Below are 25,086 nucleotides of genomic sequence, written 5' to 3'. Positions count from 1 at the left end.
TTTTATTTATGAAAAAAATGAAAGCTAGTGAAATTAGGCAAAAATATTTGGATTTCTTTGTAGAAAAGGGCCATATGATTGAACCATCTGCACCACTTGTACCTATCGATGATGATTCATTATTGTGGATCAATTCTGGTGTAGCTACCTTAAAAAAATACTTTGACGGGCGTGAAACTCCTAAAAAACCAAGAATTGTCAATTCTCAAAAAGCTATACGAACAAACGATATAGAAAACGTCGGTTTTACTGCTCGCCACCATACTTTTTTTGAGATGCTAGGTAATTTTTCAATCGGTGACTACTTTAAACATGAAGCGATTGAATTTGCTTGGGAATTTCTAACAAGTGATAAATGGATGGGCATGGAACCTGAGAAGCTATATGTGACTATTCATCCTGAAGATACTGAAGCTTATAGAATTTGGCATGAAGACATTGGTTTAGAGGAAAGTCGTATTATTCGAATAGAGGGCAATTTTTGGGATATCGGGGAAGGACCATCTGGACCGAATACAGAAATTTTCTATGATCGTGGATTGGCTTATGGAAAAGATGATTCTGCTGAAGAAATGTATCCTGGTGGTGAAAACGAAAGATATTTAGAAGTCTGGAATCTAGTGTTTAGTGAGTTTAATCACAATAAAGACAATACTTACACACCACTACCAAACAAAAATATTGATACTGGCATGGGATTAGAACGTATGACTTCTATCTCACAAAATGTAAGAACAAATTATGAAACAGACTTATTTATGCCTATAATTAAGGAAGTAGAACATGTTTCAGGAAAAAAATATTTAATTGATGATGCACAAGATGTTGCATTTAAAGTTATCGCAGACCACATTAGAACAATTTCATTCGCAATTGCTGATGGCGCATTACCAGCTAATGAGGGTCGAGGATATGTATTAAGAAGATTATTACGTAGAGCAGTACGCTTTAGCCAATCATTGGGAATTAATGAACCATTTATGTATAAACTTGTTGATATAGTCGCTGATATCATGGAACCATATTATCCAAATGTCAAAGACAAGTCCCACTTTATTAAACGTGTCATTAAATCAGAGGAAGAACGCTTCCATGAAACGCTTGAGGAAGGTCTTACGATTTTAAATGAACTGATAAAAGAAGCGAAGAATAGTGATCAGGTTATTAAAGGTCATGATGCTTTTAAGTTATATGATACTTATGGATTCCCAATAGAATTAACTGAAGAATTAGCAACTCAAGAAAATTTGTCTGTTGATATGCCTACTTTTGAGCAGGAAATGCAACAACAGAGAGATCGAGCTAGACAAGCTCGACAGAATTCTCAATCAATGCAAGTTCAAAGTGAAGTACTAAAAAATATTCAAGATGATAGTCAATTTGTTGGGTATGAAACTACGGACTATCAATCATTATTAACTCATATCATATACAATGGTGAAGAAGTCAAACATGCTGAAGCAGGAGAAACAATTTACTTTATTTTAAGAGAAACGCCTTTCTATGCAGTAAGTGGTGGACAGGTCGCAGATAAGGGAACAGTTGGTAATGAGAACTTTGAAATAAATGTAACTGACGTAACTAAAGCACCTAATGGCCAAAACTTACACAAAGGTGTTGTGCAATTTGGCGAAGCAACACAGAACGCGAAAGTTGAAGCACGTGTTAACAAAGAGGATAGACGACTTATTCAAAAAAATCATAGTGCTACACATTTACTACATGCTGCTTTAAAAGAAGTATTAGGAGATCATGTTAATCAGGCTGGTTCGTTAGTTGAACCTGAAAGACTACGTTTTGACTTTTCACATTTTGGTCCTATGACACAAGAAGAAATTAATTTAGTAGAACGTAGAGTAAATGAGGAAATTTGGAGAGCTATCGATGTCCGTATTCAAGAAATGAGTATTGAAGAAGCCAAATCAATAGGCGCTATGGCTTTATTTGGTGAAAAATATGGAGATATTGTTCGCGTTGTCAATATGGCACCATTTTCAATAGAATTGTGCGGTGGAATACATGTGAATAATACTGCGGAAATCGGTCTCTTTAAGATTGTGAGTGAATCTGGAACAGGCGCTGGTGTTAGAAGAATAGAAGCTTTAACAGGTAAAGGTGCATTCTTACACCTTGAAGAAATTGAAACTCAATTTAATACTATTAAAAATCATTTAAAAGTTAAATCTGATAACCAAGTAGTTGAAAAAGTTAAACAACTTCAAGAAGAAGAAAAAGAACTGCTTAAACAATTAGAACAACGCAACAAAGAAATCACATCACTAAAGTTGGGGAACATTGAAGAACAGGTTGAGTTAATTAATGATTTGAAAGTTTTAGCAACAGAAGTAGAAATTCCAAATCCAAAAGCGATACGTTCAATTATGGATGACTTTAAATCTAAACTTCAAGATACTATTATAGTGTTAGTCGGACAAGTTGATGGAAAGGTTTCTGTAATTGCTACAGTACCAAAATCACTTACAAATCAAGTGAAAGCTGGAGATCTTATCAAAAACATGACACCAATTATTGGTGGAAAAGGTGGCGGCCGTCCTGATATGGCTCAAGGTGGCGGAACCCAACCTGAAAAAATAACAGAAGCATTACGCTTTATTAAAGATTACATTAAAAATCTATAACTCCAATAAATAATGGTGTAGAATTAAAGTGAGTCAGAATACGCTTATGAAGGAGTGTCGTATATGGAAAATTTTGATAAAACAATGAAATTTAGTTATGAAGAAATTCCTAAGGAAGATGTCAAATCAGTTCTTCAGAATGTCCATCGTACATTAGAAGAACGTGGATATAATGCAGTTAATCAAATTGTGGGTTATTTATTATCTGGAGACCCTGCATATATTCCACGTCAAAATGAAGCAAGAAACCAAATACGCCATATAGACCGTGATGTAATTATGGAAGAACTCGTTTCAAACTATTTAAAAGAGTCTAAGAATTAATATGCTAAAGCATAAAATTTTAGGACTAGATGTTGGAAGTAAAACTGTTGGCATTGCTATAAGTGACCTTATGGGTTGGACTGCTCAAGGGTTAGACACACTCCGTATCAATGAAGAACAAGAGGATTTAGGAATTGATCAACTCGTGAAGATTATTAAAGATAATCAAGTTGGAACTGTTGTTATTGGCTTACCCAAGAATATGAACAATTCAATAGGTTTTCGTGGAGAGGCTTCAATAAAATATAAAGAAAAGTTACAAGAGTCTGTCCCTTCTATTGATATTGTTATGTGGGACGAACGTTTAAGTACAATGGCTGCTGAAAGATCTTTACTTGAAGCTGATGTTTCAAGACAAAAAAGAAAAAAGGTAATAGATAAAATGGCAGCTGTATTTATTTTACAAGGCTATTTAGATTCTATTCAATAAAGGAGAAAATGAAAATGACAGAACATAATCCCGATGCAGAATTAACAATAAATAATGAAGAGGAATTACTTACGTTATATGATGAAAACAGAAATGAAGTTTTATACCGTAAAATGTTAGAATTTTATCATCCAGAATTCAAAAAAGAATATGTCGTTCTTGCAGAAGAAGGTGCACAATCAGATGACGAAGACATGATTGAACTTGTACCAATGATAAATGAACCTGATGAGTCTGGTGATGGAGGGAAATTAGTCCCTATTGAAACAGATGAAGAGTGGGATATGATTGAAGAAGTTGTAAATACTGAGATTAACGAATAATCTTTATAAGATGTTGTATGAGAAATGTAATTGAGTTTCTAGGTCTCCTCTATCAAGGAATTATATTGAGAGGGAAAGTTTAATATTATTAAATTTTTAACTTAGTTACCATCTTAAATTACATTCAAAATGCCTGAGACAATCAAAGCTGTCCCAGGCATTTTAATATTAGAATTATTTGAGTTTACCCTACTAATAATAGTGCTCAAAGACATATTCGTATAATTGCCTCTTATAAAAATCTTTGAATTATGGTAAAATGTCTAAAGTTAATTTCTATGAATACTCATATTTACTTCTAATATAAAAGTATAGAAGAATTACTATCATAATCAGTCATTTTCATTGATTAACTATCAACATAATCAATACATGGGCTGATTTATTTTGTTTTTGCAATTGTTAATGATGAAGGAAGTTTTAATGATATGGATTCAAATCAAAAATATTTAACACAATTACATCAATCAATTGATACTGAAATCGAAGAACTTAGAGTTTATGCCGAAGAAAATCAAGTTCCTATTGTTGATAAATTAACACTTGATTTGATAAGACAACTCATTCGAATGAATAGAACTAAAAATATTTTAGAAATTGGTACAGCCATTGGTTATAGTTCAATGCAATTCGCTAATATTTCTAAAGATATAAATGTAACAACAATTGAACGAAATGAGGACATGATTCATCTTGCAAAAAAGTTCATAAATAAGTATCGATACCAGAATCAAATCCGCATAATTGAATATGATGCTTTGAATGCATTTGAACAAGTCAATGACAAACAATATGATATGATATTTATCGACGCAGCTAAAGCACAATCAAAGAAATTCTTCCAACTATATACACCGTTATTAAAAAAAGGTGGAATTGTAGTTACTGATAATGTTTTATATCATGGATTTGTTTCAAATATAGACGTTGTTCGTTCTAGAAATGTGAAACAAATGGTTAAGAAAGTGCAACAGTACAATGAATGGTTGATGGAGCAATCTCAATTTACAACAAACTTTATAAATATGGATGATGGATTAGCAATATCTATAAAAGGAGAATGACTATGGTTGAATTATTAGTTACTCCTAAGTCAATAACTCATATGGAAACACTAATAGATAAAGGTGCAGACGCATTTGTTATTGGTGAACAAAAATTTGGTTTAAGACTGCCGGGAGAATTTAATCGTGATGCTATGCAAGAAGCTGTAGCATTAGCCCATAAAAATAACAAAAAAGTATACGCTGCTGTGAATGGCATTTTCCATAATTACCACTTAGATGCTTTGGAAGACTATATTAACTTTTTACATGATATTCAAGTAGATCGCATTATATTTGGTGATCCAGCTGTCGTTATGTATGTTAAACAACACGAGCATCCAATTCCATTAAATTGGGATGCTGAAACTCTTGTAACGAATTACTTTCAATGTAATTACTGGGGGAAAAAAGGTGCAAATAGAGCAGTATTAGCTCGAGAACTTAGTTTAGATGAAATAATTCATATTAAAGAGCATGCTGATGTAGAGATAGAAGTTCAAGTTCATGGTATGACTTGTATGTTTCAATCCAAAAGAATGCTATTAGGAAATTATTACACTTTCCAAGAGCGACAAATGAAGATAGAACGCCAACATGATCATGGAGACTTATTATTATACGATGAAGAAAGAGATAATAAATATCCAGTTTTTGAAGATTATAATGGTACGCACATCATGTCTCCAAATGATATCTGTTTAATAGAAGAATTAGAGCCTTTTTTTGAGGCAGGGATAGACGCGTTTAAAATAGATGGTATTTTACAAAGTGAAGAATATATAAATGTAGTCACAGAGCAATATCGAGAAGCTATAGATTTATTTAATGAAGATCCGGATGCATATGAAGATGAAAAATTTATGCTCGTTGATCCTATAGAAGAAATACAACCTGAACATCGTCCATTCGACGAAGGTTTCTTGTATAAACAAACAGTATATTAAGGAGGCTTATCATTAAAATGAAAACTTTAGAAGAAGTTAAATCCAAGACCCAAAAGATAATGAAAAAGCCTGAACTACTTGCACCAGCTGGTAACTTAGAGAAACTTAAGATTGCTGTTCACTATGGTGCAGATGCAGTGTTTTTAGGTGGCCAAGAATATGGATTACGTTCTAATGCTGATAATTTTACTATGGAAGAGATTGCTGAAGGTGTAGACTTCGCTAATCATTATGGCGCTAAAATTTATGTTACAACGAATATTATTGCACATGATGAAAATATGGAGGGACTAGAAGAGTACTTGCAAAACCTTGAATCTACAGGTGCTACAGGTATTATAGTAGCGGATCCTCTTATCATAGAAACTTGTAAAAAAGTTGCGCCTAGACTAGAAATTCATTTATCAACGCAACAATCTCTTTCAAATTATAAAGCTGTTGAATTTTGGAAACAAGAAGGATTAGACCGAGTTGTACTTGCACGTGAAACTGGTGCAATGGAAATGAGTGAAATGAAAGAAAAAGTCGATATTGAAATAGAAGCGTTTATACATGGCGCAATGTGTATCGCATATTCTGGTCGTTGTACTTTAAGTAATCATATGACAGCTCGAGATTCTAATCGAGGTGGTTGTTGTCAGAGTTGTCGATGGGACTATGATTTACTTGAAGTTGATAGTGATGGAGACCTAGATTTATATTATGACAACAGTGATGTTACTCCTTTTGCAATGAGTCCTAAAGATTTAAAATTAATAGAATCTATACCTCAAATGATGGAATTAGGCATCGATTCGTTAAAAATTGAGGGACGCATGAAATCTATACATTACATTGCCACAGTTGTTTCTGTATACCGTAAAGTCATTGATGCATATGCTGAGGACCCCGAAAACTTTAAAATAAAACCGGAATGGTTAATGGAATTAAATAAATGTGCAAATCGTGACACAGCACCAGCTTTCTTTCAAGGTACACCTGGTTATGAAGAGCAAATGTTTGGTGAAGAACAGTCTAAAAAGTCATCTTATGATTTTTGTGGCCTCGTGCTAGATTATGACCATGAAACACAATTAGCAACAATACAACAGAGAAATCATTTTAAACCAGGACAAGAAATTGAGTTCTTCGGCCCAGAAATTGATAGTTTTAAACAAGTTGTTGAAGCGATTTACGACGAAGAAGGTAATTCTTTAGATGCAGCACGTCATCCATTACAAATTGTACAGATTAAAGTAGATAAGCCTATTTATTCTAACAACATGATGAGAAAGGAAATTGGCTAATGAATCAGACAACGATTATTGGCATTGCAGGGGGTTCGGGCTCTGGAAAAACTACAGTTACAAATGCAATTATGAAGAATTTAGAAGGTCATAGTGTCGCACTCTTAGCACAAGATTATTACTATAAAGATCAATCACATTTAACATTTGAAGAACGGCTTGAAACAAATTATGACCACCCGTTTGCATTTGATAATGATTTACTTATTCATAACTTAAAAGATTTAAGAAATGGCAAACCAGTTGAGGTACCTACGTATGATTATTCTCAACATACACGTAGTAAAGAAACAATTGCATTTGATCCAAAAGATGTTATTATCGTAGAAGGTATCTTTGCTTTAGAAAACAAGACATTACGAGACATGATGGATGTGAAAATTTATGTTGATACTGATGCTGATTTACGAATTTTACGCAGACTTACTAGAGATACTAAAGAGCGTGGTCGTACAATGGAATCAGTAATTAATCAATATCTTAATGTAGTTAGACCTATGCATGAGCAATTTATTGAACCTACAAAAAAGCATGCTGACATCATAATTCCTGAAGGAGGCAGCAATAAAGTTGCCATAGATATTATGACTACTAAAATCCAATCACTCGTAAGCAAAAAATAGTAATTTTTATAGTAAAGGAAGATGAGATTTATGGAAAACCAAAAACAATATCCTATGACTCAAGAAGGTTATGAGAAACTTGAACAAGAATTAGAAGAGTTAAAAACGGTTAAAAGACCTGAGGTAGTTGAAAAAATAAAAGTAGCCCGTTCATTTGGAGACCTATCTGAGAACTCTGAGTATGATGCTGCTAAAGATGAACAAGGCTTTATTGAACAAGATATACAACGTATTGAACACATGATTAGAAATGCTTTAATCATTGAAGATAACGGTGATAACAATGTAGTTCAAATTGGTAAAACAGTTACTTTTATTGAATTACCTGGAGATGAAGAAGAAAGTTATCAAATCGTTGGGTCTGCTGAAGCTGACGCATTTAAAGGAAAAATTTCTAACGAATCTCCAATGGCAATAGCATTAATTGGTAAAGGATTAAATGATCAAGTACGTGTTCCACTTCCTAACGGTGGCGAAATGAACGTTAAAATCGTTGAAATTAAGTAAATAATTTACTAAATGAGGGAAGTCAAACTTAAAAATCATTGAATTACTTTCTAAACTCAATTCCGGATAGTAATATAGAGAAATTTTGAGTAGAACCTTGTATATATAAGATTCTAATATATCATTTAAAAAGTGTTATTCTTGTATTTTGATAGTTATGATTACACTTCAATGCACTTTAAAACCTGAGACTATTTTTGATGTCTCAGGTTTTTTTGTGTAATTTGAGAATAGTTTAAACATATGTTTGATGAGGTTTTATACAACACAGTATGACAAACTGTCATCAATATGATTAAATGATAATAGAAATTTAATGTTTAGAAGTTTGCAATAATTAAGATAACCTAATAACTTTAATTCAATTTATTATTTGTTATTATTAGCTATTTGAATTAATTATTAAACAACATCTTTATTGCAATGGTACAATAAAATTGTTGTAACAAATAATTCCTTAGTATTTTTAAAAGGAGGGATTTTGTTTTGAGGACACAATTTATTAATGAACAAACAATTATGATTTACTTTGAAAATGAAATTAGTGAATCTACGTTCAAAAAGGTACAACAAACAATTCAATACATAAAATCGAAAAATTTATCAGAAATAACAAACATTGTACCCTCTTATCGTGCTATTCTAATTTACTTTGATAACTCAGAGATAAATGGAGCTGAATTATTAGAAAATTTAGAATTTGATGAAGGTTTGAACAGTGGAAAACAATCACATTTTAAACAGCGTATCATTCATATACCTGTATTATATGGTGGAGATTTTGGTCCAGATTTATCAGAAGTAGCTAACGTTAATAAATTAAGTCAGGAAGCAGTTATTCAAATACATACACAACAACCTTATCTAATCTATATGCTTGGGTTTATGCCGGGTTTCCCTTACTTAGGTGGATTAGATGCTAAGTTGCACACACCTAGACGATCTGAACCTAGAATCAAAATTAACGCTGGTTCTGTTGGAATAGCAAATAATCAAACAGGTTTATATCCTATGGACTCACCTGGTGGTTGGCAGATTATTGGTCGCACACCAATAAAAGTTTTCGATTTAAATAGGTCACCAATGACGTTATATGAAGCTGGTGATTACATACAATTTTATAGTATTAATTATCAAGAGTTTGAAAAAATATCAAACGATATTAATAAAGGAAAATTTGATATAGATAAGTGGGTGACATATCAAGATGAGTATTAAAATTTTAAAGCCTGGTCTGTTTTCAACAATTCAAGATATAGGTAGAATTGGGTATCAGGATTTAGGATTTTCTGAAGCAGGTGCTTTAGATTACTATAGTTTTTCTATTGCACAAAAACTTATCGGAAATCAAGGACCAGCAATTGAATATACGTTAGTAGGTCCCAACATAGAATTTTTAACAGACAATACTTTTGCCATTGTCGGTGGTAATTCAGAACCGAAACTTAATGGTAACAAAATTGATTTACTAACCGTTTATCATGTGAGAAACGGAGATCAATTAGACATTGGTCAAATCACTGAAGGAGCAAGAGGATATATTGTTTTTGGACACCCACTTAAAATTGATAAAGTGGCTCAAAGCTATTCTACACATGTTAGGAGTGGAATGGGCGGATTTAAAGGTCGTGCATTAAAGAAATACGATGTTATTGCAACTCAAGTTAATCATAACTATAAAACTAATTTAGGAAAAACAATTGATTTTTCATCTATACCTGATAATAATTACATACACGTCATTGAAGGACCTCAAATCAATGAATTTGATGAAGAAACGATAGCTAAATTCGTTAATAGTGAATTCAAAATTTCTGATCAATCAGATCGAATGGGATACAGATTAAAAGGTAATACAGTAGCACCTAAAAATAGTGCTGATATCATTTCTGAACCTGTCGCTTTGGGAAGTATTCAAGTACCTAACGACGGTAATCCCATTATTCTTTTAAATGATAAACAAACAATTGGTGGTTATACAAAAATTGCAACGGTAACACAATTAGATTTAAGAAAATTAGCACAGATGAAGCCTGGAGACATTATACAGTTTGAATGGATAACTGTTGAAGAAGCTTCTAAAAAGCTTAAAGAATTTAAGTCTAAATTTGAACAATTACTAAAGCGTTTTGATGAGCAACCATTGTTTAACCTAAATCATATTAGACATACTTCTAATAAAATTGCAGAAATAATTAAGGAGGATAGATAAATGGATATTAAAAAAATTGAGAAAGTCATTAAATTGGTAAAAGCTAATGATGTAAAAAAATTTAAGTATAAGGACGCTCATAATGAAATAGAACTTGATTTTACTAATGGAGCATCTCAACAATATTCACAACAGTCATCTCAAGATATTCAACAAGATAATATTAAATCCTATGATGAAAAACAAGAAGCCATATCAAATGACCAGCAAGAGATTAAATCTCCTATGGTTGGAACATTCTTCTTACAAGATAGTAAAGAATTAACAGAACCTAAGATTAAAGTTGGCGATACAGTAACTGAAGGAGATGTTATCGGTTACATTGAAGCTATGAAAGTTATGAATGAAGTAACTACGGATGTTTCAGGTGAGGTCACAGAAATATTAGTAGAACATGGAGACAATGTTGAATATGATCAGCTACTAGTTAGAGTTAAATAGGAGGAATTCATTGATGTATCGATGTTTGATTGCAAATAGAGGCGAAATAGCAGTAAGAATTATAAGAGCTTGTAGAGAGCTTAACATAGAGACAGTTGCCATTTATGCAAAAGGTGATGAAACCAGCTTACATGTAAGTTTAGCCGATCAAGCAATATGCATAGGTGAAGCAAATCCATTAGACAGTTATTTAAATATTGATCGTATTATATCTGCTGCAAAAGTTACAGAATCAAATGCTATTCACCCTGGCTATGGTTTCTTATCGGAATCTACGAATTTTGCGAAAGCCGTTGAAGACAACCATATACATTTTATTGGACCAAGTAAGACAACTATGGAAATGATGGGAGATAAAATTACTGCGAGACAAACTGTGAAACAAGCAGGTGTACCTGTTATACCGGGTTCTAATGATGCTGTTCAAAGTGTAGATGAAATTAAATTATTAGCCAAAGAAATTGGATTTCCAGTTGTACTAAAAGCAGCTAGTGGTGGTGGTGGGAAAGGTATCAGAATTGTTAAAGAAGCATCTCAATTGGATCAGGCATTGAAAGAGGCTAAAAGTGAAGGACAAAAATATTTTAATGATGATCGAGTGTATGTAGAGGCATTCATTCCAGTAGCAAAACATGTGGAAGTGCAGATTATCGGAGACGGTAAAAATAACTATGTTCACTTAGGTGAACGTGACTGTTCTGTTCAACGAAAGAATCAAAAATTAATAGAGGAAGCGCCTTGTGCTGCATTAACTGAACAAAGAAGAACAAGAATATGTAGTGATGCAGTTAAAGTAGCTCAAGCTTCAAGATATCGTAGTGCTGGAACAATAGAATTTTTAGTTACTGAAGATGCACATTACTTTATTGAAATGAATGCTCGTATTCAAGTTGAACATACTGTTACAGAAATGCGTGCTGATAGAGACTTATTACAAGCTCAGTTATATTTATTAACACACGGTGAATTACCATTCACCCAGAAAGATATTTTATTTAATGGTCATGTAATTGAGGCACGTATAAATGCTGAAAATCCTGAAAAAAATTTTTTACCTACCCCAGGAAAAGTTAATAAATTACACTTACCTCAAGGATTTAATATACGTGTAGATTCTTTACTTTACACAGGTTATCAAGTTTCTCCTTATTATGATTCACTTGTAGCTAAAGTGATTGTAAAGGATTCTAATAGACAAACTGCTATTAATAAACTAAAAGTTGCGTTAGATGAACTGGTCATCGAAGGTTTTACTACTACAGCTGACTTTTTATATGCGGTTTTAAATTATCCAATATATGCAAAAGGCGATGCAAGTAAAGTAGATATTAAATTTCTTGAAAAACATCAAATCATTAAAGAGGTGAAATGAAGTTGAAAATTGATTTAAATTGTGATTTAGGAGAAGCTTTCGGTAATTATACATTCGGTGGAGATCAGCATATTTTACCATTAATAACTTCTGCTAATATTGCTTGTGGTTATCATGCAGGTGATGAAGATGTTATGAATGAAACCGTTCAATTAGCGAAAAAAAATAATATAAGTATTGGAGCGCATCCAGGTCTTCCAGATTTGAAAGGCTTTGGTCGTCGTAAAATGGATCTTACTCCAAATGAAATTTATAACTTAGTTGTATATCAATTAGGTGCGTTAAGTGGCTTTTGTAAAATCAATCATGTAAAAATGATGCATGTTAAACCTCATGGTGCTCTTTATCAAATGGGGGCTAGAAATAAAGAAATTGCACATGCAATTGCTCAAGCAGTTTTCGATTTCGACTCAAATTTAATATTTGTCGGTTTAGCGAATACATTACTTATTTCGGAAGCTGAATTAGTGGGGCTTAGGGTAGCTTCGGAAGTATTTGCTGACCGTCGTTATGAAGATGACGGTCAATTGGTAAGTAGAAAAAAAACCGATGCCACTATCACTAATACTGACGAAGCAATCCAACAAGCATTAAAAATGGTTTTGGAAAATAAAGTTGTAAGTAAAAATGGAAGAATTATCGATTTGAAAGCAGATACAATTTGCGTTCATGGAGATGGTGAACACGCATTAGAATTTGTTACAGAAATTAGAAATGAATTAATGAAAGAAGGCATTGATATTCAATCCTTATAGGGGGTCAAAAGATGGGGGAAAATACAAAACAAGATTTCAATCAAAATGGACAAAATTTTAAATTCACAAAAAGACATAGACGATTATTATATGGTTCAGTTTTTTTAATGGCTACATCAGCTATTGGTCCAGCATTTCTGACTCAAACTGCAGTGTTTACTGCACAATTTTATGCTAGTTTTGCATTCGCAATATTAATTTCTATTATTATAGATATAGGCGCTCAAATAAATATATGGAGAATATTAGTGGTAACTGGTTTACGTGGTCAAGAAATATCTAATAAAGTATTACCTGGACTTGGTACTATTATCTCCATTCTAATTGCATTTGGAGGTCTCGCATTTAACATAGGTAATATTGCTGGTGCAGGTTTAGGTTTAAATGCAATATTTGGTCTTGATGTCAAATGGGGGGCTGCAATAACATCTATTTTTGCGATTCTTATCTTTGTTAGTAGAAGTGGTCAGAAAATAATGGATATTATTAGTATGATTCTAGGTATCGTAATGATTTTAGTAGTAGCTTATGTCATGGTCGTTTCAAATCCCCCTTATGGAGATGCATTAGTACATACATTTGCACCTGAACATCCTTTCAAACTTATATTACCTATAATTACATTAGTTGGTGGTACAGTAGGGGGTTATATTACTTTTGCAGGTGCACATAGAATTCTAGATTCTGGTATAAAAGGTAAAACATACCTTCCTTTCGTAAATCGCTCTGCTATAGCAGGTATTTTAACAACTGGTGTTATGCGTACCTTATTGTTTTTAGCTGTACTAGGTGTTGTTGTAACTGGCGTTACGCTTAGTTCAGATAACCCACCAGCATCGGTTTTCCAACATGCATTAGGTCCTATAGGCAAAAATATTTTTGGTGTAGTAATATTTGCAGCAGCAATGTCCTCCGTAATTGGTTCTGCATATACTAGCGCAACATTTTTAAAAACACTACACAAATCGTTATTCCATAAAAATAATCTTATCGTTATTATATTTATTGTAATTTCAACTTTTATTTTCTTATTTATTGGTAAACCGGTGAGTTTACTTATAATAGCTGGAGCAATTAATGGTTGGATTCTACCAATCACATTAGGTGCAATTCTCATTGCAAGTAGGAAAAAATCTATCGTTGGTGATTACCAACACCCAACATGGATGCTTGTTTTTGGTATTATAGCCGTCATTGTCACGATAATGACTGGTATTTTTTCATTACAAGATTTAGCAAGTCTTTGGAAAGGTTAATTGTATAATAAAGTTCAATGACTACCCGCAACTGTTTTTAAATCAATTGCAGGGTAGTTTTTAATTATAAATAAGAAGAGATATTATTTAATCATAGTGATTTAAGCATTCATACTTTAAAACTCGCTATCGTGGAGATATTTAAAATGTGATAAAATACTTATGCTAATGCTTTATAAATGAGGTGTAAAAAGATATATGATAGGAATTATTGGAGCAATGGAAGAAGAAGTGACGATTTTAAAGCGTAAATTGAATGATATGAATGAAATAAATATTGCGCATGTTAAATTTTATGTTGGCACGCTAAACCACAAAGAGGTGGTTTTAACACAAAGTGGTATAGGTAAAGTTAATGCTTCTATCTCAACGACTTTGTTAATAGAAAAATTTAATCCAGAAGTCGTCATCAATACTGGATCAGCAGGTGCATTAGATCAAACACTATCTATTGGAGATATATTAGTGAGTAACCATGTTTTATATCATGATGCTAATGCTACAGCGTTTGGTTATGAATATGGACAAATACCTCAAATGCCTAAAACTTATACTACTGATCCTACATTGATGAAAAAAACAATGCATGTATTAGAACAACAACAACTGAATGGTAAAGTAGGTATGATTGTTAGTGGTGATAGTTTTATAGGTAGCTCAGAGCAGCGACAAAAAATTAAGCAACAATTTCCAGAAGCTATGGCTGTCGAAATGGAGGCAACTGCAATTGCGCAAACATGTTACCAATTTAAAGTACCATTTATCGTAACTAGAGCTGTTTCGGACTTAGCAAACGGTAAAGCCGATATTTCTTTTGAAGAATTTTTAGATAAAGCAGCTTTATCATCTAGTGAGACAGTTTCATTATTAGTAGAATCATTATAAAGGTAAAGGTGAAAAGATAGTGGGAATCATAAAAAAATTATTTATGCCAAATGCATATGTGAAATCAATATTTGAAATTGATATAGAAAAACTTGCCGATAGTGGTGTTAAAGGTATCATAACTGATTTAGATAATACACTTGTTGGTTGGGATGTTAAAGAACCTACTAACGGTGTTAAATCGTGGTTTGCTAAGGCTAAAGATTTAGGAATAACTGTTACAATTGTGTCAAATAATAATAAAAGTCGTGTATCAAGTTTCTCTAGTAGTTTAGGTGTAGATTATATATTCAAAGCACGTAAACCAATGGGGAAAGCCTTTAAGATGGCTATAAAAAAAATGAAAATCCAACCGAGAGAAACTGTTGTTGTAGGAGATCAAATGCTTACTGATGTGTTTGGTGGCAATTGTAATGGTTTATATACAATTATGGTAGTACCTGTTAAACGGACTGATGGATTAATTACAAAGTTTAATCGATTAATTGAAAGACGATTATTAAATCATTTTAGAAAAAAAGGTTATATTAAATGGGAGGAAAATTGATTGAATGAAATACTAAAATGTATTGGATGTGGTGCACCCCTGCAGTCAGAAAATAAAGACGCACCCGGCTATGTTCCAGAACATAATATGTTTCGAGAAGATGTCATCTGTAGAAGATGTTTTAGATTGAAAAATTATAATGAAGTTCAAGATGTGGGTATGGAAAGTGAAGATTTTTTAAATCTACTTACTGGACTATCTGAAAAAAAAGGAATTATTGTCAATGTAGTAGATGTGTTTGATTTTGAAGGGTCATTCATCAATGCAATACAAAGGATTGTTGGTAATAAAAAAATTATATTAGTGGCAAATAAAATAGATTTATTACCTAAACAAATTAATCATCGACGTGTAAAAGAATGGTTAAGAAAATCTGCTCGTAAATATGGATTAGAAGCAGAAGATGTCGTTCTTATTTCTGCAAATAAAGGTTGGGGGATTGATGAATTATTGCAATCTATAAACCATGTAAGAAATAAAGATGACGTATACATTGTAGGTACAACAAATGTTGGAAAATCTACATTAATTAATAAATTAATTGAACAGAGTGTGGGAGAAAAGGATGTAGTAACTACATCACGCTTTCCAGGAACAACTTTAGATATGATAGATATTCCATTAGACGAAAAATCATTTATGTTTGATACACCAGGTATCATTCAATCACATCAAATGACAAACTATGTATCTGAAAATGAGTTGAAAATCATCATACCTAAAAATGAAGTAAAGCAACGTGTGTATCAACTTAATGAAAAACAGACATTATTTTTCGGAGGATTGGCACGCATTGATTATGTATCTGGTGGTAAAAGACCACTTGTTTGTTTCTTTTCTAATGATTTAAATATTCATAGAACTAAAACCGAAAAAGCTAATGATTTATGGAAATCCCAATTAGGCGCATTGCTTTCACCACCTCAAGATGCACAACAATTTAATCTTAATGATGTAAAAGCAGTAAGACTGGAAACCGGTAAAACTAAACGTGACATAATGATATCTGGTTTAGGATTCATAACTATTGATGCTGGTGCAAAAGTGATAGTTCGTGTTCCAAAACATGTAGATGTTATTTTAAGAAATTCAATTCTCTAAAATGAGGTGATAAAAGTGAAATTTGCAGTAATTGGAAACCCCATTTCTCATTCATTATCGCCATTGATGCATCATGCAAATTTTCAATCTTTAAATTTGGAAAGCACTTATGAAGCGATAAATGTACCAGTTAATCAATTGCAAGACATTAAAAAAATAATTTCAGAAAAGGGCATTGATGGATTCAATGTTACTATTCCACATAAAGAACGTATTATTCCGTACCTAGATGATATTAATGAACAAGCGAAATCTGTCGGTGCGGTAAATACAGTTTTAATTAAAGATGGTAAGTGGATTGGTTATAATACTGATGGAATTGGTTATGTCAATGGTTTAAAGCAAATATATGAAGGTATAGAAGACGCTTATATATTAATTTTAGGTGCAGGTGGAGCAAGTAAAGGCATAGCAAATGAATTATATAAAATCGTTCGTCCTACTATAACAATCGCAAATAGAACGATGTCTCGTTTTAATAATTGGTCGTTAAATATTAACAAAATAAATTTAAGCCATGCAGAACGCCATTTAGATGAATTTGATATTATAATAAACACTACACCTGCTGGTATGTACGGAAATAAAGATTCTGTAATTTCTTTAAATCGTTTAGCTTCTCATACATTAGTAAGTGATATTGTTTATAATCCATATAAAACACCAATACTGATAGAAGCCGAACAAAAAGGAAATCCAATCTATAATGGTCTCGATATGTTCGTTCATCAAGGTGCTGAAAGTTTTAAAATTTGGACTAATCTAGAACCAGATATAGAAGCAATGAAAAACGTAGTAATTCATGAATTGAAAGGAGAATTATGATGTTAACTGGTAAGCAAAAAAGATATTTACGTAGTTTAGCTCATAACATTGATCCAACTTTCCAAATAGGTAAAGGTGGTATTAATGAAAATATGATTCAACAAATTTCTGAAACATTAGAAAAGAGAGAATTAATTAAGATTCATATATTACAAAATAATTTTGATGATAAAAAAGATTTAGCAGCATTAGTAGCTGAGCAAACGCAAAGTGAATTGGTACAGATAATCGGGTCAATGATTGTGTTATATAAAGAGTCTGAAGAAAATAAAGAAATCAAATTGCCATAATGAATCAAAAAATCGTTCTCTTTGGCGGTCAATTTAACCCGATTCACACTGCTCACTTAGCAGTAGCAAGTGAGGTTTATCATGCTATTAAACCAGATATATTTTTCTTTTTGCCTAGTTATATGGCCCCTTTAAAGCATCATAATACGCAATTATATTCTGTACAACGAGTAAAAATGATACAGCTCGCTATTAAGGAGATTGGATTTGGTGAAATTTGCACTACTGATTTAGATAGAAAAGGTCCAAGCTATACGTATGAAACCATTTTGCATCTCAGAAAAATATATCATAATGCACAGTTATACTTTATTATTGGAACAGATCAGTATAAACAATTGGATAAGTGGTATAAAATTAATGAATTAAAAAAACTTGTAACCTTTATTGTTGTGAATAGAGAAACTGATAACCAAAATGTAAGTAAAGAGATGATTTCTATAAAGATACCTCGAATAGATATCAGCTCCACAATGATTAGAAATAGAGTGAAAATGAACCAATCTATAAAAGTCTTAGTACCCAAAGGGGTAGAGAATTATATAAAGGAGGAGGGGTTATATGGAGATAAGTAAAGCTAAAGAACTGGTAAAAGAAAAACTGCCTGATAAACGTTATCAACATTCATTACGAGTGGCGGATACCGCAGTTAAGTTAGCAGAAATATACGATGGTGATATCAAAAAAGCTGAGTTGGCAGGTATATTACATGATTACTGTAAATACGAAGACTTAAGTACAATGTATCAAATTGTTAGACAATATGACCTTGAAAGTGATTTGCTTAGTTATGGTGGAGAGATTCTTCATGGACCAGTATGTGCGGCAATTATGAAACATGAATTTGGTGTAAATGATGAAGAAGTTTTACTTGCTATAAAATATCATACGACTGGACGTCAACAAATGACCAAAACTGAGAAACTTGTTTTTATTGCAGACTATATAGAGCCTGGTAGAAAAACGCCTGGAGTTGAAGAAATTAGAGATATGGCATACAATCAAGGTAGCTTAGATAAGACAATTTATGAGATTTCTAAGCGCACTGTATTATTTTTAATAGAAAAGGATATTACTGTATATGACGCCACAATTGCGTGTTTAAATTATTATAATTATAGCGATGAAAGAATAAAGGATGATTAAATGAATTCAGAAGAATTATTAAATATTGCTGTCGAAGCTGCGGAGAATAAGAAAGCAGAAGATATTATTTCTCTCAATATGAATGAAATTAGTGATATGACAGATTATTTTGTAGTCTGTCACGGTAACAATGAACGTCAAGTTCAGTCCATTGCTAAATCTGTTAAAGAAGTGGCACATAAACATGATATTGAAGTTAAACGTATGGAAGGCTATCAAGAAGCTCGATGGATACTTATTGATTTAGCAAATGTAGTTGTTCATGTGTTTCATAAAGATGAAAGAAGCTACTACAATTTAGAGAAATTGTATCAAGATGCACCTATTAAAGAATATGGTCAGGCAGTATTTTAGTCATGAATCAATATGAAGATATGAGTTTAGTTTATGACCAACTTACTCAAGATCAACCGTATCATTCGTGGTTTAATATTGTTCAACATTTCTTACCTTCTGATAGTCATGATTTGTTAGATATTGGTTGTGGTACTGGCAACTTAACACAATTACTAACGTCACTAGGTGAAGTTACTGGTATGGATATTAGTGTAGATATGTTATCAATAGCTAGCCAAAAAACAAATCAGGTGAAGTGGATCGAAGGCAATATGACTCACTTTAATTTGAACAAAAAATTTAATATGATTACAATATTTTGTGATTCACTGAATTATTTAGAAACATTAAATGATGTAAAAATGACATTCGAAAGAGTGTATCAGCATTTAAATAAAAATGGTGTTTTTATTTTTGATGTACATACTGTTCATAAAATGAAAACATTATTTAATAATAAAAGTTATATTGATGAATCTGATAATGTTTTTGTAGGTTGGGATGCAATATGTGGGGAAGAACCATTAAGTGTTTATCATGAAATGACTTTCTTTGTATCACAGCAAAATGGATTGTATCGACGCTTTGACGAATCACATTATCAAAGAACATATGACGAACAAATCTATCGAAATTTACTACAAGATGTTGGGTATCATAGTGTTAAAACTTTTACAGACTTTAACATTCACAGTCATGAAGAAGATGCCCATCGTTTATTTTTTGTTGCTAAAAAATAAATTTTTAAAAGTAAAATCACTTCTCAGTACGTTAATAATACTGAAGGAGTGATTTTTTGTGTTTAATATTAATAGGCGATATATCGACTTTTTTATGAAATGGAAATTTTACATCTTAATTATATTAATAATGTTAATAACATTCTTTTTGTACTTGTTCAACGATAACAATAGTGATTTGAAACAGAATAGTCAGGAAGGACAATCTAAATTATCTGACCAGCAAATAACAAACAACAAAAAGTTAAATAAAAAAGAAGTGTCTATTCAAAAAGATAATACAAAAGAAACTAAAATATTTATCGATATTAAAGGTGCTGTTAAACATCCGAATGTATATGAAATGTCTTCTTCGAATAGAGTCATTGATGCTTTAAATAAAGCAGAGGTATTAAAGGATGCAGACTTATCACAATTAAATCTTTCTGAAAAATTAGTTGACCAAAAACTTATCTATGTTCCTAAAAAGGGTGAGAATAGTATGAAAATAGACTCACAGCAAGCAGCATTGAATTCGAGTGACGTAAAAATCAACACGAATCAACCTTTGAATTTAAACTCTGCTACTGAAGAACAATTGAAAAACATACCAGGTATAGGTCCAAGTAAAGCTAAAGATATTTTAAATTACAGAGAAAAAAATAATGGATTTAATAGTATCAATGACTTAATGAAAATAAAAGGATTTGGAAAGAAGACATTTGAAAAACTGAAAGAACATTTTACTATTTAAATCATCATTTATTGCAATATTAAATCTAAATGATTAAGCTATAAATATTACAACTACTTATTTTAAGGAGGCATAGTTAATGGAACGAATTAAATGGGAAGAATACTTCATGGCCCAGAGTCATTTACTCGCATTAAGATCAACGTGTAAAAGATTATCAGTTGGTGCTACAATCGTAAAGGATAATAGAATAATAGCGGGTGGATATAACGGCTCAGTAGCTGGAGAAGTGCACTGTATTGATGAGGGATGTTTGATTGAAGATGGACATTGTATACGTACTATCCATGCAGAAATGAACGCACTACTACAATGTGCAAAACAGGGTGTATCAACAGAAGGTGCAACGATTTACGTTACTCATTTCCCTTGTTTAAATTGTACGAAATCAATAATACAAGCAGGTATCAAAACGATTTACTATGCACAAGATTATCATAATCATGACTATGCCATTAAATTATTGAAGCAATCAGGAATTGAATATAAAAAAATTCCGTTTTCACCCGAATATGTTGCTCAATATCTGACTCAAGAATAACCAATGTTTTACATTGCTCTTTCTTTTTTGGTAGGGGTACTTTGGATAAAATTCAAAGTAATCTCTATCTGCTTAATATTAACTCTTTTGTTACTAATTATGATTAAAAGGCTTAATATTATAATACTATCATTAATGTTTATTTCAGCTATAAGTTCATTTTTTTTAATAAGTTCCTATAACCAAACTGAAATTAAAAACTTAAATAGTTTATATAGTGAACCGTTTATTGATGATTTTGTTAGTTTTAAATCTTTTACACCTAAATCAACATACTATACTGGCATATTAAATTATAAAAATAAAGACTATAGATACTTTTATAAAGCATTAAAGTCAAATTTGAAGCAGGATTTAACTCATAAAAGTTGTCGAGTTAAAGGAGAATTTAAATTCGATAAAGAGTTTCTCTTGTTGAATATTTCAACAGTTCAATTTAAGTCTTGCCAAGAAAACAGTATTTTCACTCCTATATATCATCATCAAAATTATATCACCAAAATTATTCATAAATCTGGAGTCACACATCCTGAAAGAATATTAGCGTTAATAACAGGTGATACCTCTCTAATTGATGAATACTATAAATCTAACATCAGAGATATAGGTATTTACCATTTACTAGCTATAAGTGGTACACATGTTGGTACAATTATTGTCCTCGTTTATCAACTGTTAGTTCGTTTAAATATACCTCTAGTTCTCATTAAAGGTGTAACTATTTTACTATTATTAATCTACGCTGTTTATACCGGATTTGTACCCAGTGCCATGCGTGCTATTTCAATTGCAATCATCATACTTATGTTGCCAATCCATTTTAGGAAAAGTTCTATACATGTGCTTTCATTTATATTTATGTTAATGATTGTCTTAAATCCTCAATTTATTAATCATATTGGTTTTCAGTTCTCTTTTTTGATAAGTTTATTTATTATATTGACAAAACCATATATAAGTGGTTTAAAACCACTTAAATGTTTATTTATTATTAGCTTTTTGGCTCAATTAGGTTCAATTGTAATTAATACCTATCATTTTAATCAATTTCAATGGATAGGTTTGCTATCTAATTTTATATTTGTTCCATTCTACTCTTTTATATTATTTCCTTCTGTCATTATCTACTTTATTTTAATTCATATTTTTCAACATAGCTTCCTATTAAATACTTATATAAATATACTTTTTAAAATTCACGATTGGATAGTTCATTTATTTTTAAATTTAAATCATTTTAAGTGGTACATTCCTAAATTAAACCAATATAGTTTACTTATTTTGATTATACTAACGTTAATTTTTCTTTACATACTTGTCTATAGAGGGATTGTTACATCCGTAATAAGTTTTTTAATTGTTTTAATCATTTTTACACATTTAATTGGACCACATTATGCCGAGTTAACACTTTTTGATGTGGGCCAAGGAGATAGCATTTTATTCAAAACAAAGTCAAATAAAAATGTTTTGATTGATACAGGAGGGAAAAGAAATGAAAATGTAAGTTTTAAACATAATAATATTGCCAAATATAAAATTTTACCCAGTATAAAGAAAAAGGGTATTACCACTATAAATTATTTAGTAATTACACATCCTCATGCCGATCATATGGGTGAATTAATATATTTTTTAAATAATATTAATGTGAATAATCTCGTTTTAAATATTGAAAGTTTCCCATTAGAATTACTTAAAGAGGTTACGACAAAATGCAAGGAGAAAGAGATAAAGATCATAGATGTAAACCAAGTTAAAAAAATAGAAATTGATAATAGTAAGATAAGCTTTTTAAATAGTTTTATACCATTAAGTGATGATAAAAATGAACATTCTATTGTTACATTAATTCAATATAATAATATTAATATTTTACTGATGGGAGATGCAACTGTTAATAATGAAGACATTCTTATGAAGAGATATAATTTACCAAAAATAGATATTCTAAAAGTTGGTCATCATGGAAGTAGGACAAGTAGTTCGGAATTATTTATTAAAGATATTGAACCTAAAATCAGTCTTATATCTAGTGGTAAAAATAATAAGTATCATTTACCTAATTTGGATGTTATCCAAAGATTAAAATATTATGGTAGTAAAGTTTTTGATACTCAAGACAACGGGGAATTAACTATAAATTTAGATGAAGAAGTTTACATAGTCTACCGTGATATTTTAAATCAAAAGAGTTTAGCTAGAGAAAGTATATCGTAAAGTGATATAATTCATGCGTATGATATATAGAGGAAGGTGTACGTATGAGCAACCATATCTTCACTGTCTACGGTGAAGTACCAGAATTAGTCGAAAAAAAAACAAAAGAAATTGTTAATGATTATCTAGGACAAGAGATAGATGACTTTAATTATGTAAAATACAATTTGTACGAGAGTGACCTAACTCCGATTATTGAAGAGACACTTACTATGCCTTTTTTTTCGGATAAAAAAGCAATTGTTGTTAAAAACTCATATGTTTTTACAGGAGAAAAATTTTCTAAAGATTTAAATCACAATTCTGACGAGCTTATAAAATTTTTAGAAAAATATGATGGTGAAAATCTCATTATTTTTGAAGTGTATCAGTCTAAACTAGATGAGCGAAAAAAACTCACGAAAACATTAAAGAAAAATGCACAACTTAAGAAAATTGAACAAATGTCTGAGAAGGAATTAAAGCATTGGATTAAAAATACACTAAACAATAATTATAAAGATATTAAGCAAGATGCTCTTGAATTATTTATTGAATTAACTGGTGTTAACTATAATATTGTTTCTCAAGAATTGGAAAAGTTAATTTTATTCATAGGCGAAAGACCTATAATTAATAAAGAAGATATCGATCTAATTATTAATAGAAGTTTAGAGCAAAATGTTTTTCTACTAACTGAATACATTCAAAAAGGTAAAAAGAATAAAGCTATACAATTAGTCAATGACTTAATTATTATGAAAGAGGAACCTATAAAATTACTGGCATTAATTACTAGTAATTATAGATTATATTATCAATGTAAAATTCTTAGTCAAAAAGGCTATAGTGGGCAACAAATTGCAAAGACTGTAAATGCACATCCTTATAGAGTAAAACTAGCACTCAATCAATCCCGTCATTATAAACTAGAAAGTTTGTTTAACATCATAAACGCTTGTGCAGAGACTGACTACAAACTAAAATCATCTTATATGGATAAACAACTTATTTTAGAATTATTCATACTATCTCTATAAAAAGTTTGAGGTAGCAAATATAAAATATATCCTATCAACAATAGAAATATTGCTTGTAAAGGAATAAAAGGAGTGTGGGACATAAAGTCCCAGGATAAGTAAACAAAGACAATTTCTATTGAAATAATATAGAAATTGTCTTTTTTATAATTTTTTTGATTATTTTCAGCTCGTTGAGCTGTTACTTCTCTTATATTAAGTACCATTAGCACAAATCCTAGTTCTCTATTATAATTTTTCATTATTTTTTTATTTGTTTTTGAATTGAAGTTCATACATTGTTTTTTCAGAGGACATTCTGAACAATCATCACATTCATATAATTTAAAGTCTCGTTTAAAACCATATTTATCATGACGATAGGCATATCTTTTAAATCCTAGTCTTTGATTGTTCAGACAAATGAATTCATCGTTAATTTCGTAATAATCCCAATTACGAGTATTGAAGATGTCACTTTTATATTTTTTAGTTTTATCTTTTTTAAACATTCCATAAGTTATGAGTGGCGTTCGATTAAAATTATCTATAATTGCCATATAATT

General features: G+C 31.1%; 28 protein-coding genes and 1 pseudogene. 28 read left to right on the top strand and 1 reads right to left on the bottom strand.

Annotated features, from left to right (window positions below; genetic code table 11):
* Positions 1 to 8 precede the first annotated feature (8 nt).
* The 28 genes from alaS to holA all read left to right on the top strand — a co-directional run bounded on the left by alaS (position 9) and on the right by holA (position 24,541).
* Positions 9 to 2,639 (top strand): alanine--tRNA ligase, encoded by a 2,631-nt coding sequence (gene alaS, locus HMPREF3241_RS06740; RefSeq protein ID WP_002499787.1) that lies wholly within the window; start codon positions 9 to 11, stop codon positions 2,637 to 2,639.
* A gap of 63 nt (positions 2,640 to 2,702) precedes the next feature.
* Positions 2,703 to 2,963 carry an IreB family regulatory phosphoprotein gene (locus HMPREF3241_RS06735; protein WP_001830883.1) on the top strand — a complete coding sequence of 87 codons (261 nt, stop codon included), beginning with the start codon at positions 2,703 to 2,705 and terminating at the stop codon, positions 2,961 to 2,963.
* A gap of 1 nt (position 2,964) precedes the next feature.
* Positions 2,965 to 3,393 carry a Holliday junction resolvase RuvX gene (gene ruvX / locus HMPREF3241_RS06730; protein WP_002446601.1) on the top strand — a complete coding sequence of 143 codons (429 nt, stop codon included), beginning with the start codon at positions 2,965 to 2,967 and terminating at the stop codon, positions 3,391 to 3,393.
* Between the two features lie 14 nt (positions 3,394 to 3,407).
* Positions 3,408 to 3,716, top strand: a complete 309-nt coding sequence (locus tag HMPREF3241_RS06725; RefSeq protein ID WP_070853560.1) for a DUF1292 domain-containing protein — start codon at positions 3,408 to 3,410, stop codon at positions 3,714 to 3,716.
* A gap of 428 nt (positions 3,717 to 4,144) precedes the next feature.
* Positions 4,145 to 4,780 (top strand): O-methyltransferase, encoded by a 636-nt coding sequence (locus tag HMPREF3241_RS06720; protein WP_002446599.1) that lies wholly within the window; start codon positions 4,145 to 4,147, stop codon positions 4,778 to 4,780.
* A 2-nt stretch (positions 4,781 to 4,782) separates the two neighbouring features.
* Positions 4,783 to 5,706, top strand: coding sequence for a peptidase U32 family protein (locus HMPREF3241_RS06715; RefSeq protein WP_002456168.1), 924 nt, complete (start codon positions 4,783 to 4,785; stop codon positions 5,704 to 5,706).
* Between the two features lie 17 nt (positions 5,707 to 5,723).
* A complete protein-coding gene (locus tag HMPREF3241_RS06710) occupies positions 5,724 to 6,992 on the top strand; it encodes a peptidase U32 family protein (RefSeq protein WP_002446597.1) in 1,269 nt (422 codons plus the stop codon).
* Positions 6,992 to 7,615, top strand: a complete 624-nt coding sequence (udk, locus tag HMPREF3241_RS06705) for a uridine kinase (protein WP_002446596.1) — start codon at positions 6,992 to 6,994, stop codon at positions 7,613 to 7,615. Before HMPREF3241_RS06710 ends, udk begins: the two co-directional genes overlap by 1 nt.
* Before the next feature lie 30 nt (positions 7,616 to 7,645).
* Positions 7,646 to 8,122: a transcription elongation factor GreA gene (greA, locus tag HMPREF3241_RS06700; RefSeq protein ID WP_002457767.1), complete on the top strand. Its 477-nt coding sequence runs from the start codon at positions 7,646 to 7,648 to the stop codon at positions 8,120 to 8,122.
* Between the two features lie 486 nt (positions 8,123 to 8,608).
* On the top strand, positions 8,609 to 9,340 hold the full coding sequence (gene pxpB / locus HMPREF3241_RS06695) for a 5-oxoprolinase subunit PxpB (RefSeq protein WP_002446594.1): 732 nt from the start codon (positions 8,609 to 8,611) through the stop codon (positions 9,338 to 9,340).
* Entirely contained in the window at positions 9,330 to 10,334 is a 1,005-nt protein-coding gene (locus HMPREF3241_RS06690; protein ID WP_002446593.1) for a 5-oxoprolinase subunit C family protein, read from the top strand. Before pxpB ends, HMPREF3241_RS06690 begins: the two co-directional genes overlap by 11 nt.
* Entirely contained in the window at positions 10,335 to 10,775 is a 441-nt protein-coding gene (locus HMPREF3241_RS06685; protein WP_002446592.1) for an acetyl-CoA carboxylase biotin carboxyl carrier protein, read from the top strand.
* 13 nt (positions 10,776 to 10,788) lie between these two features.
* Complete coding sequence (locus HMPREF3241_RS06680; RefSeq protein WP_002446591.1) at positions 10,789 to 12,147, top strand: acetyl-CoA carboxylase biotin carboxylase subunit; 1,359 nt, start codon at positions 10,789 to 10,791, stop codon at positions 12,145 to 12,147.
* 2 nt (positions 12,148 to 12,149) lie between these two features.
* Positions 12,150 to 12,902, top strand: coding sequence for a 5-oxoprolinase subunit PxpA (pxpA, locus tag HMPREF3241_RS06675; RefSeq protein ID WP_002495727.1), 753 nt, complete (start codon positions 12,150 to 12,152; stop codon positions 12,900 to 12,902).
* An 11-nt stretch (positions 12,903 to 12,913) separates the two neighbouring features.
* The gene (locus HMPREF3241_RS06670) at positions 12,914 to 14,158 is read left to right on the top strand and encodes an NRAMP family divalent metal transporter (protein WP_002446589.1); all 1,245 of its coding nucleotides are present in this window, start codon (positions 12,914 to 12,916) and stop codon (positions 14,156 to 14,158) included.
* A gap of 198 nt (positions 14,159 to 14,356) precedes the next feature.
* Complete coding sequence (locus tag HMPREF3241_RS06665) at positions 14,357 to 15,043, top strand: 5'-methylthioadenosine/adenosylhomocysteine nucleosidase (RefSeq protein ID WP_070853559.1); 687 nt, start codon at positions 14,357 to 14,359, stop codon at positions 15,041 to 15,043.
* Between the two features lie 43 nt (positions 15,044 to 15,086).
* Positions 15,087 to 15,590 (top strand): YqeG family HAD IIIA-type phosphatase, encoded by a 504-nt coding sequence (locus HMPREF3241_RS06660; RefSeq protein WP_202595933.1) that lies wholly within the window; start codon positions 15,087 to 15,089, stop codon positions 15,588 to 15,590.
* The gene (gene yqeH / locus HMPREF3241_RS06655) at positions 15,591 to 16,691 is read left to right on the top strand and encodes a ribosome biogenesis GTPase YqeH (RefSeq protein ID WP_002446586.1); all 1,101 of its coding nucleotides are present in this window, start codon (positions 15,591 to 15,593) and stop codon (positions 16,689 to 16,691) included. It begins immediately after the preceding gene.
* Positions 16,692 to 16,706: 15 nt separating this feature from the next.
* Positions 16,707 to 17,516, top strand: a complete 810-nt coding sequence (gene aroE, locus HMPREF3241_RS06650; RefSeq protein ID WP_002446585.1) for a shikimate dehydrogenase — start codon at positions 16,707 to 16,709, stop codon at positions 17,514 to 17,516.
* Positions 17,516 to 17,806 (top strand): ribosome assembly RNA-binding protein YhbY, encoded by a 291-nt coding sequence (yhbY, locus tag HMPREF3241_RS06645; protein ID WP_002475687.1) that lies wholly within the window; start codon positions 17,516 to 17,518, stop codon positions 17,804 to 17,806. Before aroE ends, yhbY begins: the two co-directional genes overlap by 1 nt.
* A complete protein-coding gene (locus HMPREF3241_RS06640) occupies positions 17,806 to 18,381 on the top strand; it encodes a nicotinate-nucleotide adenylyltransferase (protein ID WP_002446583.1) in 576 nt (191 codons plus the stop codon). Before yhbY ends, HMPREF3241_RS06640 begins: the two co-directional genes overlap by 1 nt.
* Positions 18,368 to 18,952, top strand: a complete 585-nt coding sequence (yqeK, locus tag HMPREF3241_RS06635) for a bis(5'-nucleosyl)-tetraphosphatase (symmetrical) YqeK (RefSeq protein WP_002475691.1) — start codon at positions 18,368 to 18,370, stop codon at positions 18,950 to 18,952. The genes HMPREF3241_RS06640 and yqeK overlap by 14 nt, the downstream gene beginning before the upstream one ends.
* Positions 18,953 to 19,306, top strand: coding sequence for a ribosome silencing factor (gene rsfS / locus HMPREF3241_RS06630; RefSeq protein WP_002446580.1), 354 nt, complete (start codon positions 18,953 to 18,955; stop codon positions 19,304 to 19,306).
* 2 nt (positions 19,307 to 19,308) lie between these two features.
* Positions 19,309 to 20,028, top strand: coding sequence for a class I SAM-dependent DNA methyltransferase (locus HMPREF3241_RS06625; protein WP_002446579.1), 720 nt, complete (start codon positions 19,309 to 19,311; stop codon positions 20,026 to 20,028).
* Positions 20,029 to 20,086: 58 nt separating this feature from the next.
* The gene (locus HMPREF3241_RS06620) at positions 20,087 to 20,761 is read left to right on the top strand and encodes a helix-hairpin-helix domain-containing protein (protein WP_002495728.1); all 675 of its coding nucleotides are present in this window, start codon (positions 20,087 to 20,089) and stop codon (positions 20,759 to 20,761) included.
* Positions 20,762 to 20,840: 79 nt separating this feature from the next.
* A complete protein-coding gene (locus tag HMPREF3241_RS06615) occupies positions 20,841 to 21,302 on the top strand; it encodes a ComE operon protein 2 (protein WP_002440103.1) in 462 nt (153 codons plus the stop codon).
* A gap of 3 nt (positions 21,303 to 21,305) precedes the next feature.
* Positions 21,306 to 23,522 carry a DNA internalization-related competence protein ComEC/Rec2 gene (locus HMPREF3241_RS06610; RefSeq protein WP_070853558.1) on the top strand — a complete coding sequence of 739 codons (2,217 nt, stop codon included), beginning with the start codon at positions 21,306 to 21,308 and terminating at the stop codon, positions 23,520 to 23,522.
* A gap of 44 nt (positions 23,523 to 23,566) precedes the next feature.
* On the top strand, positions 23,567 to 24,541 hold the full coding sequence (gene holA / locus HMPREF3241_RS06605; protein ID WP_002446575.1) for a DNA polymerase III subunit delta: 975 nt from the start codon (positions 23,567 to 23,569) through the stop codon (positions 24,539 to 24,541).
* A gap of 71 nt (positions 24,542 to 24,612) precedes the next feature.
* Here the strand turns inward: holA and HMPREF3241_RS06600 are convergent.
* A pseudogene (locus HMPREF3241_RS06600) lies at positions 24,613 to 25,086 on the bottom strand (transposase); the annotation flags it as partial.

The sequence above is a fragment of the Staphylococcus sp. HMSC34G04 genome, from assembly GCF_001838765.1.
GTDB classification, from domain to species: domain Bacteria; phylum Bacillota; class Bacilli; order Staphylococcales; family Staphylococcaceae; genus Staphylococcus; species Staphylococcus epidermidis.
The sequence above is the reverse complement of the archived record's forward strand: the minus strand, read 5'-3'. Positions and strand labels throughout refer to the sequence as shown.

Excerpts from the sequence above, each read along its gene's own strand:
- alaS (WP_002499787.1), top strand. The coding sequence starts at position 9 with ATGAAAAAAATGAAAGCTAGTGAAATTAGGCAAAAATATTTGGATTTC.
- HMPREF3241_RS06735 (WP_001830883.1), top strand. The coding sequence starts at position 2,703 with ATGGAAAATTTTGATAAAACAATGAAATTTAGTTATGAAGAAATTCCT.
- ruvX (WP_002446601.1), top strand. The coding sequence starts at position 2,965 with ATGCTAAAGCATAAAATTTTAGGACTAGATGTTGGAAGTAAAACTGTT.
- HMPREF3241_RS06725 (WP_070853560.1), top strand. The coding sequence starts at position 3,408 with ATGACAGAACATAATCCCGATGCAGAATTAACAATAAATAATGAAGAG.
- HMPREF3241_RS06720 (WP_002446599.1), top strand. The coding sequence starts at position 4,145 with ATGGATTCAAATCAAAAATATTTAACACAATTACATCAATCAATTGAT.
- HMPREF3241_RS06715 (WP_002456168.1), top strand. The coding sequence starts at position 4,783 with ATGGTTGAATTATTAGTTACTCCTAAGTCAATAACTCATATGGAAACA.
- HMPREF3241_RS06710 (WP_002446597.1), top strand. The coding sequence starts at position 5,724 with ATGAAAACTTTAGAAGAAGTTAAATCCAAGACCCAAAAGATAATGAAA.
- udk (WP_002446596.1), top strand. The coding sequence starts at position 6,992 with ATGAATCAGACAACGATTATTGGCATTGCAGGGGGTTCGGGCTCTGGA.
- greA (WP_002457767.1), top strand. The coding sequence starts at position 7,646 with ATGGAAAACCAAAAACAATATCCTATGACTCAAGAAGGTTATGAGAAA.
- HMPREF3241_RS06690 (WP_002446593.1), top strand. The coding sequence starts at position 9,330 with ATGAGTATTAAAATTTTAAAGCCTGGTCTGTTTTCAACAATTCAAGAT.
- HMPREF3241_RS06685 (WP_002446592.1), top strand. The coding sequence starts at position 10,335 with ATGGATATTAAAAAAATTGAGAAAGTCATTAAATTGGTAAAAGCTAAT.
- HMPREF3241_RS06680 (WP_002446591.1), top strand. The coding sequence starts at position 10,789 with ATGTATCGATGTTTGATTGCAAATAGAGGCGAAATAGCAGTAAGAATT.
- HMPREF3241_RS06670 (WP_002446589.1), top strand. The coding sequence starts at position 12,914 with ATGGGGGAAAATACAAAACAAGATTTCAATCAAAATGGACAAAATTTT.
- HMPREF3241_RS06665 (WP_070853559.1), top strand. The coding sequence starts at position 14,357 with ATGATAGGAATTATTGGAGCAATGGAAGAAGAAGTGACGATTTTAAAG.
- HMPREF3241_RS06660 (WP_202595933.1), top strand. The coding sequence starts at position 15,087 with ATGCCAAATGCATATGTGAAATCAATATTTGAAATTGATATAGAAAAA.
- yhbY (WP_002475687.1), top strand. The coding sequence starts at position 17,516 with ATGTTAACTGGTAAGCAAAAAAGATATTTACGTAGTTTAGCTCATAAC.
- HMPREF3241_RS06640 (WP_002446583.1), top strand. The coding sequence starts at position 17,806 with ATGAATCAAAAAATCGTTCTCTTTGGCGGTCAATTTAACCCGATTCAC.
- yqeK (WP_002475691.1), top strand. The coding sequence starts at position 18,368 with ATGGAGATAAGTAAAGCTAAAGAACTGGTAAAAGAAAAACTGCCTGAT.
- rsfS (WP_002446580.1), top strand. The coding sequence starts at position 18,953 with ATGAATTCAGAAGAATTATTAAATATTGCTGTCGAAGCTGCGGAGAAT.
- HMPREF3241_RS06625 (WP_002446579.1), top strand. The coding sequence starts at position 19,309 with ATGAATCAATATGAAGATATGAGTTTAGTTTATGACCAACTTACTCAA.
- HMPREF3241_RS06615 (WP_002440103.1), top strand. The coding sequence starts at position 20,841 with ATGGAACGAATTAAATGGGAAGAATACTTCATGGCCCAGAGTCATTTA.
- HMPREF3241_RS06610 (WP_070853558.1), top strand. The coding sequence starts at position 21,306 with ATGTTTTACATTGCTCTTTCTTTTTTGGTAGGGGTACTTTGGATAAAA.
- holA (WP_002446575.1), top strand. The coding sequence starts at position 23,567 with ATGAGCAACCATATCTTCACTGTCTACGGTGAAGTACCAGAATTAGTC.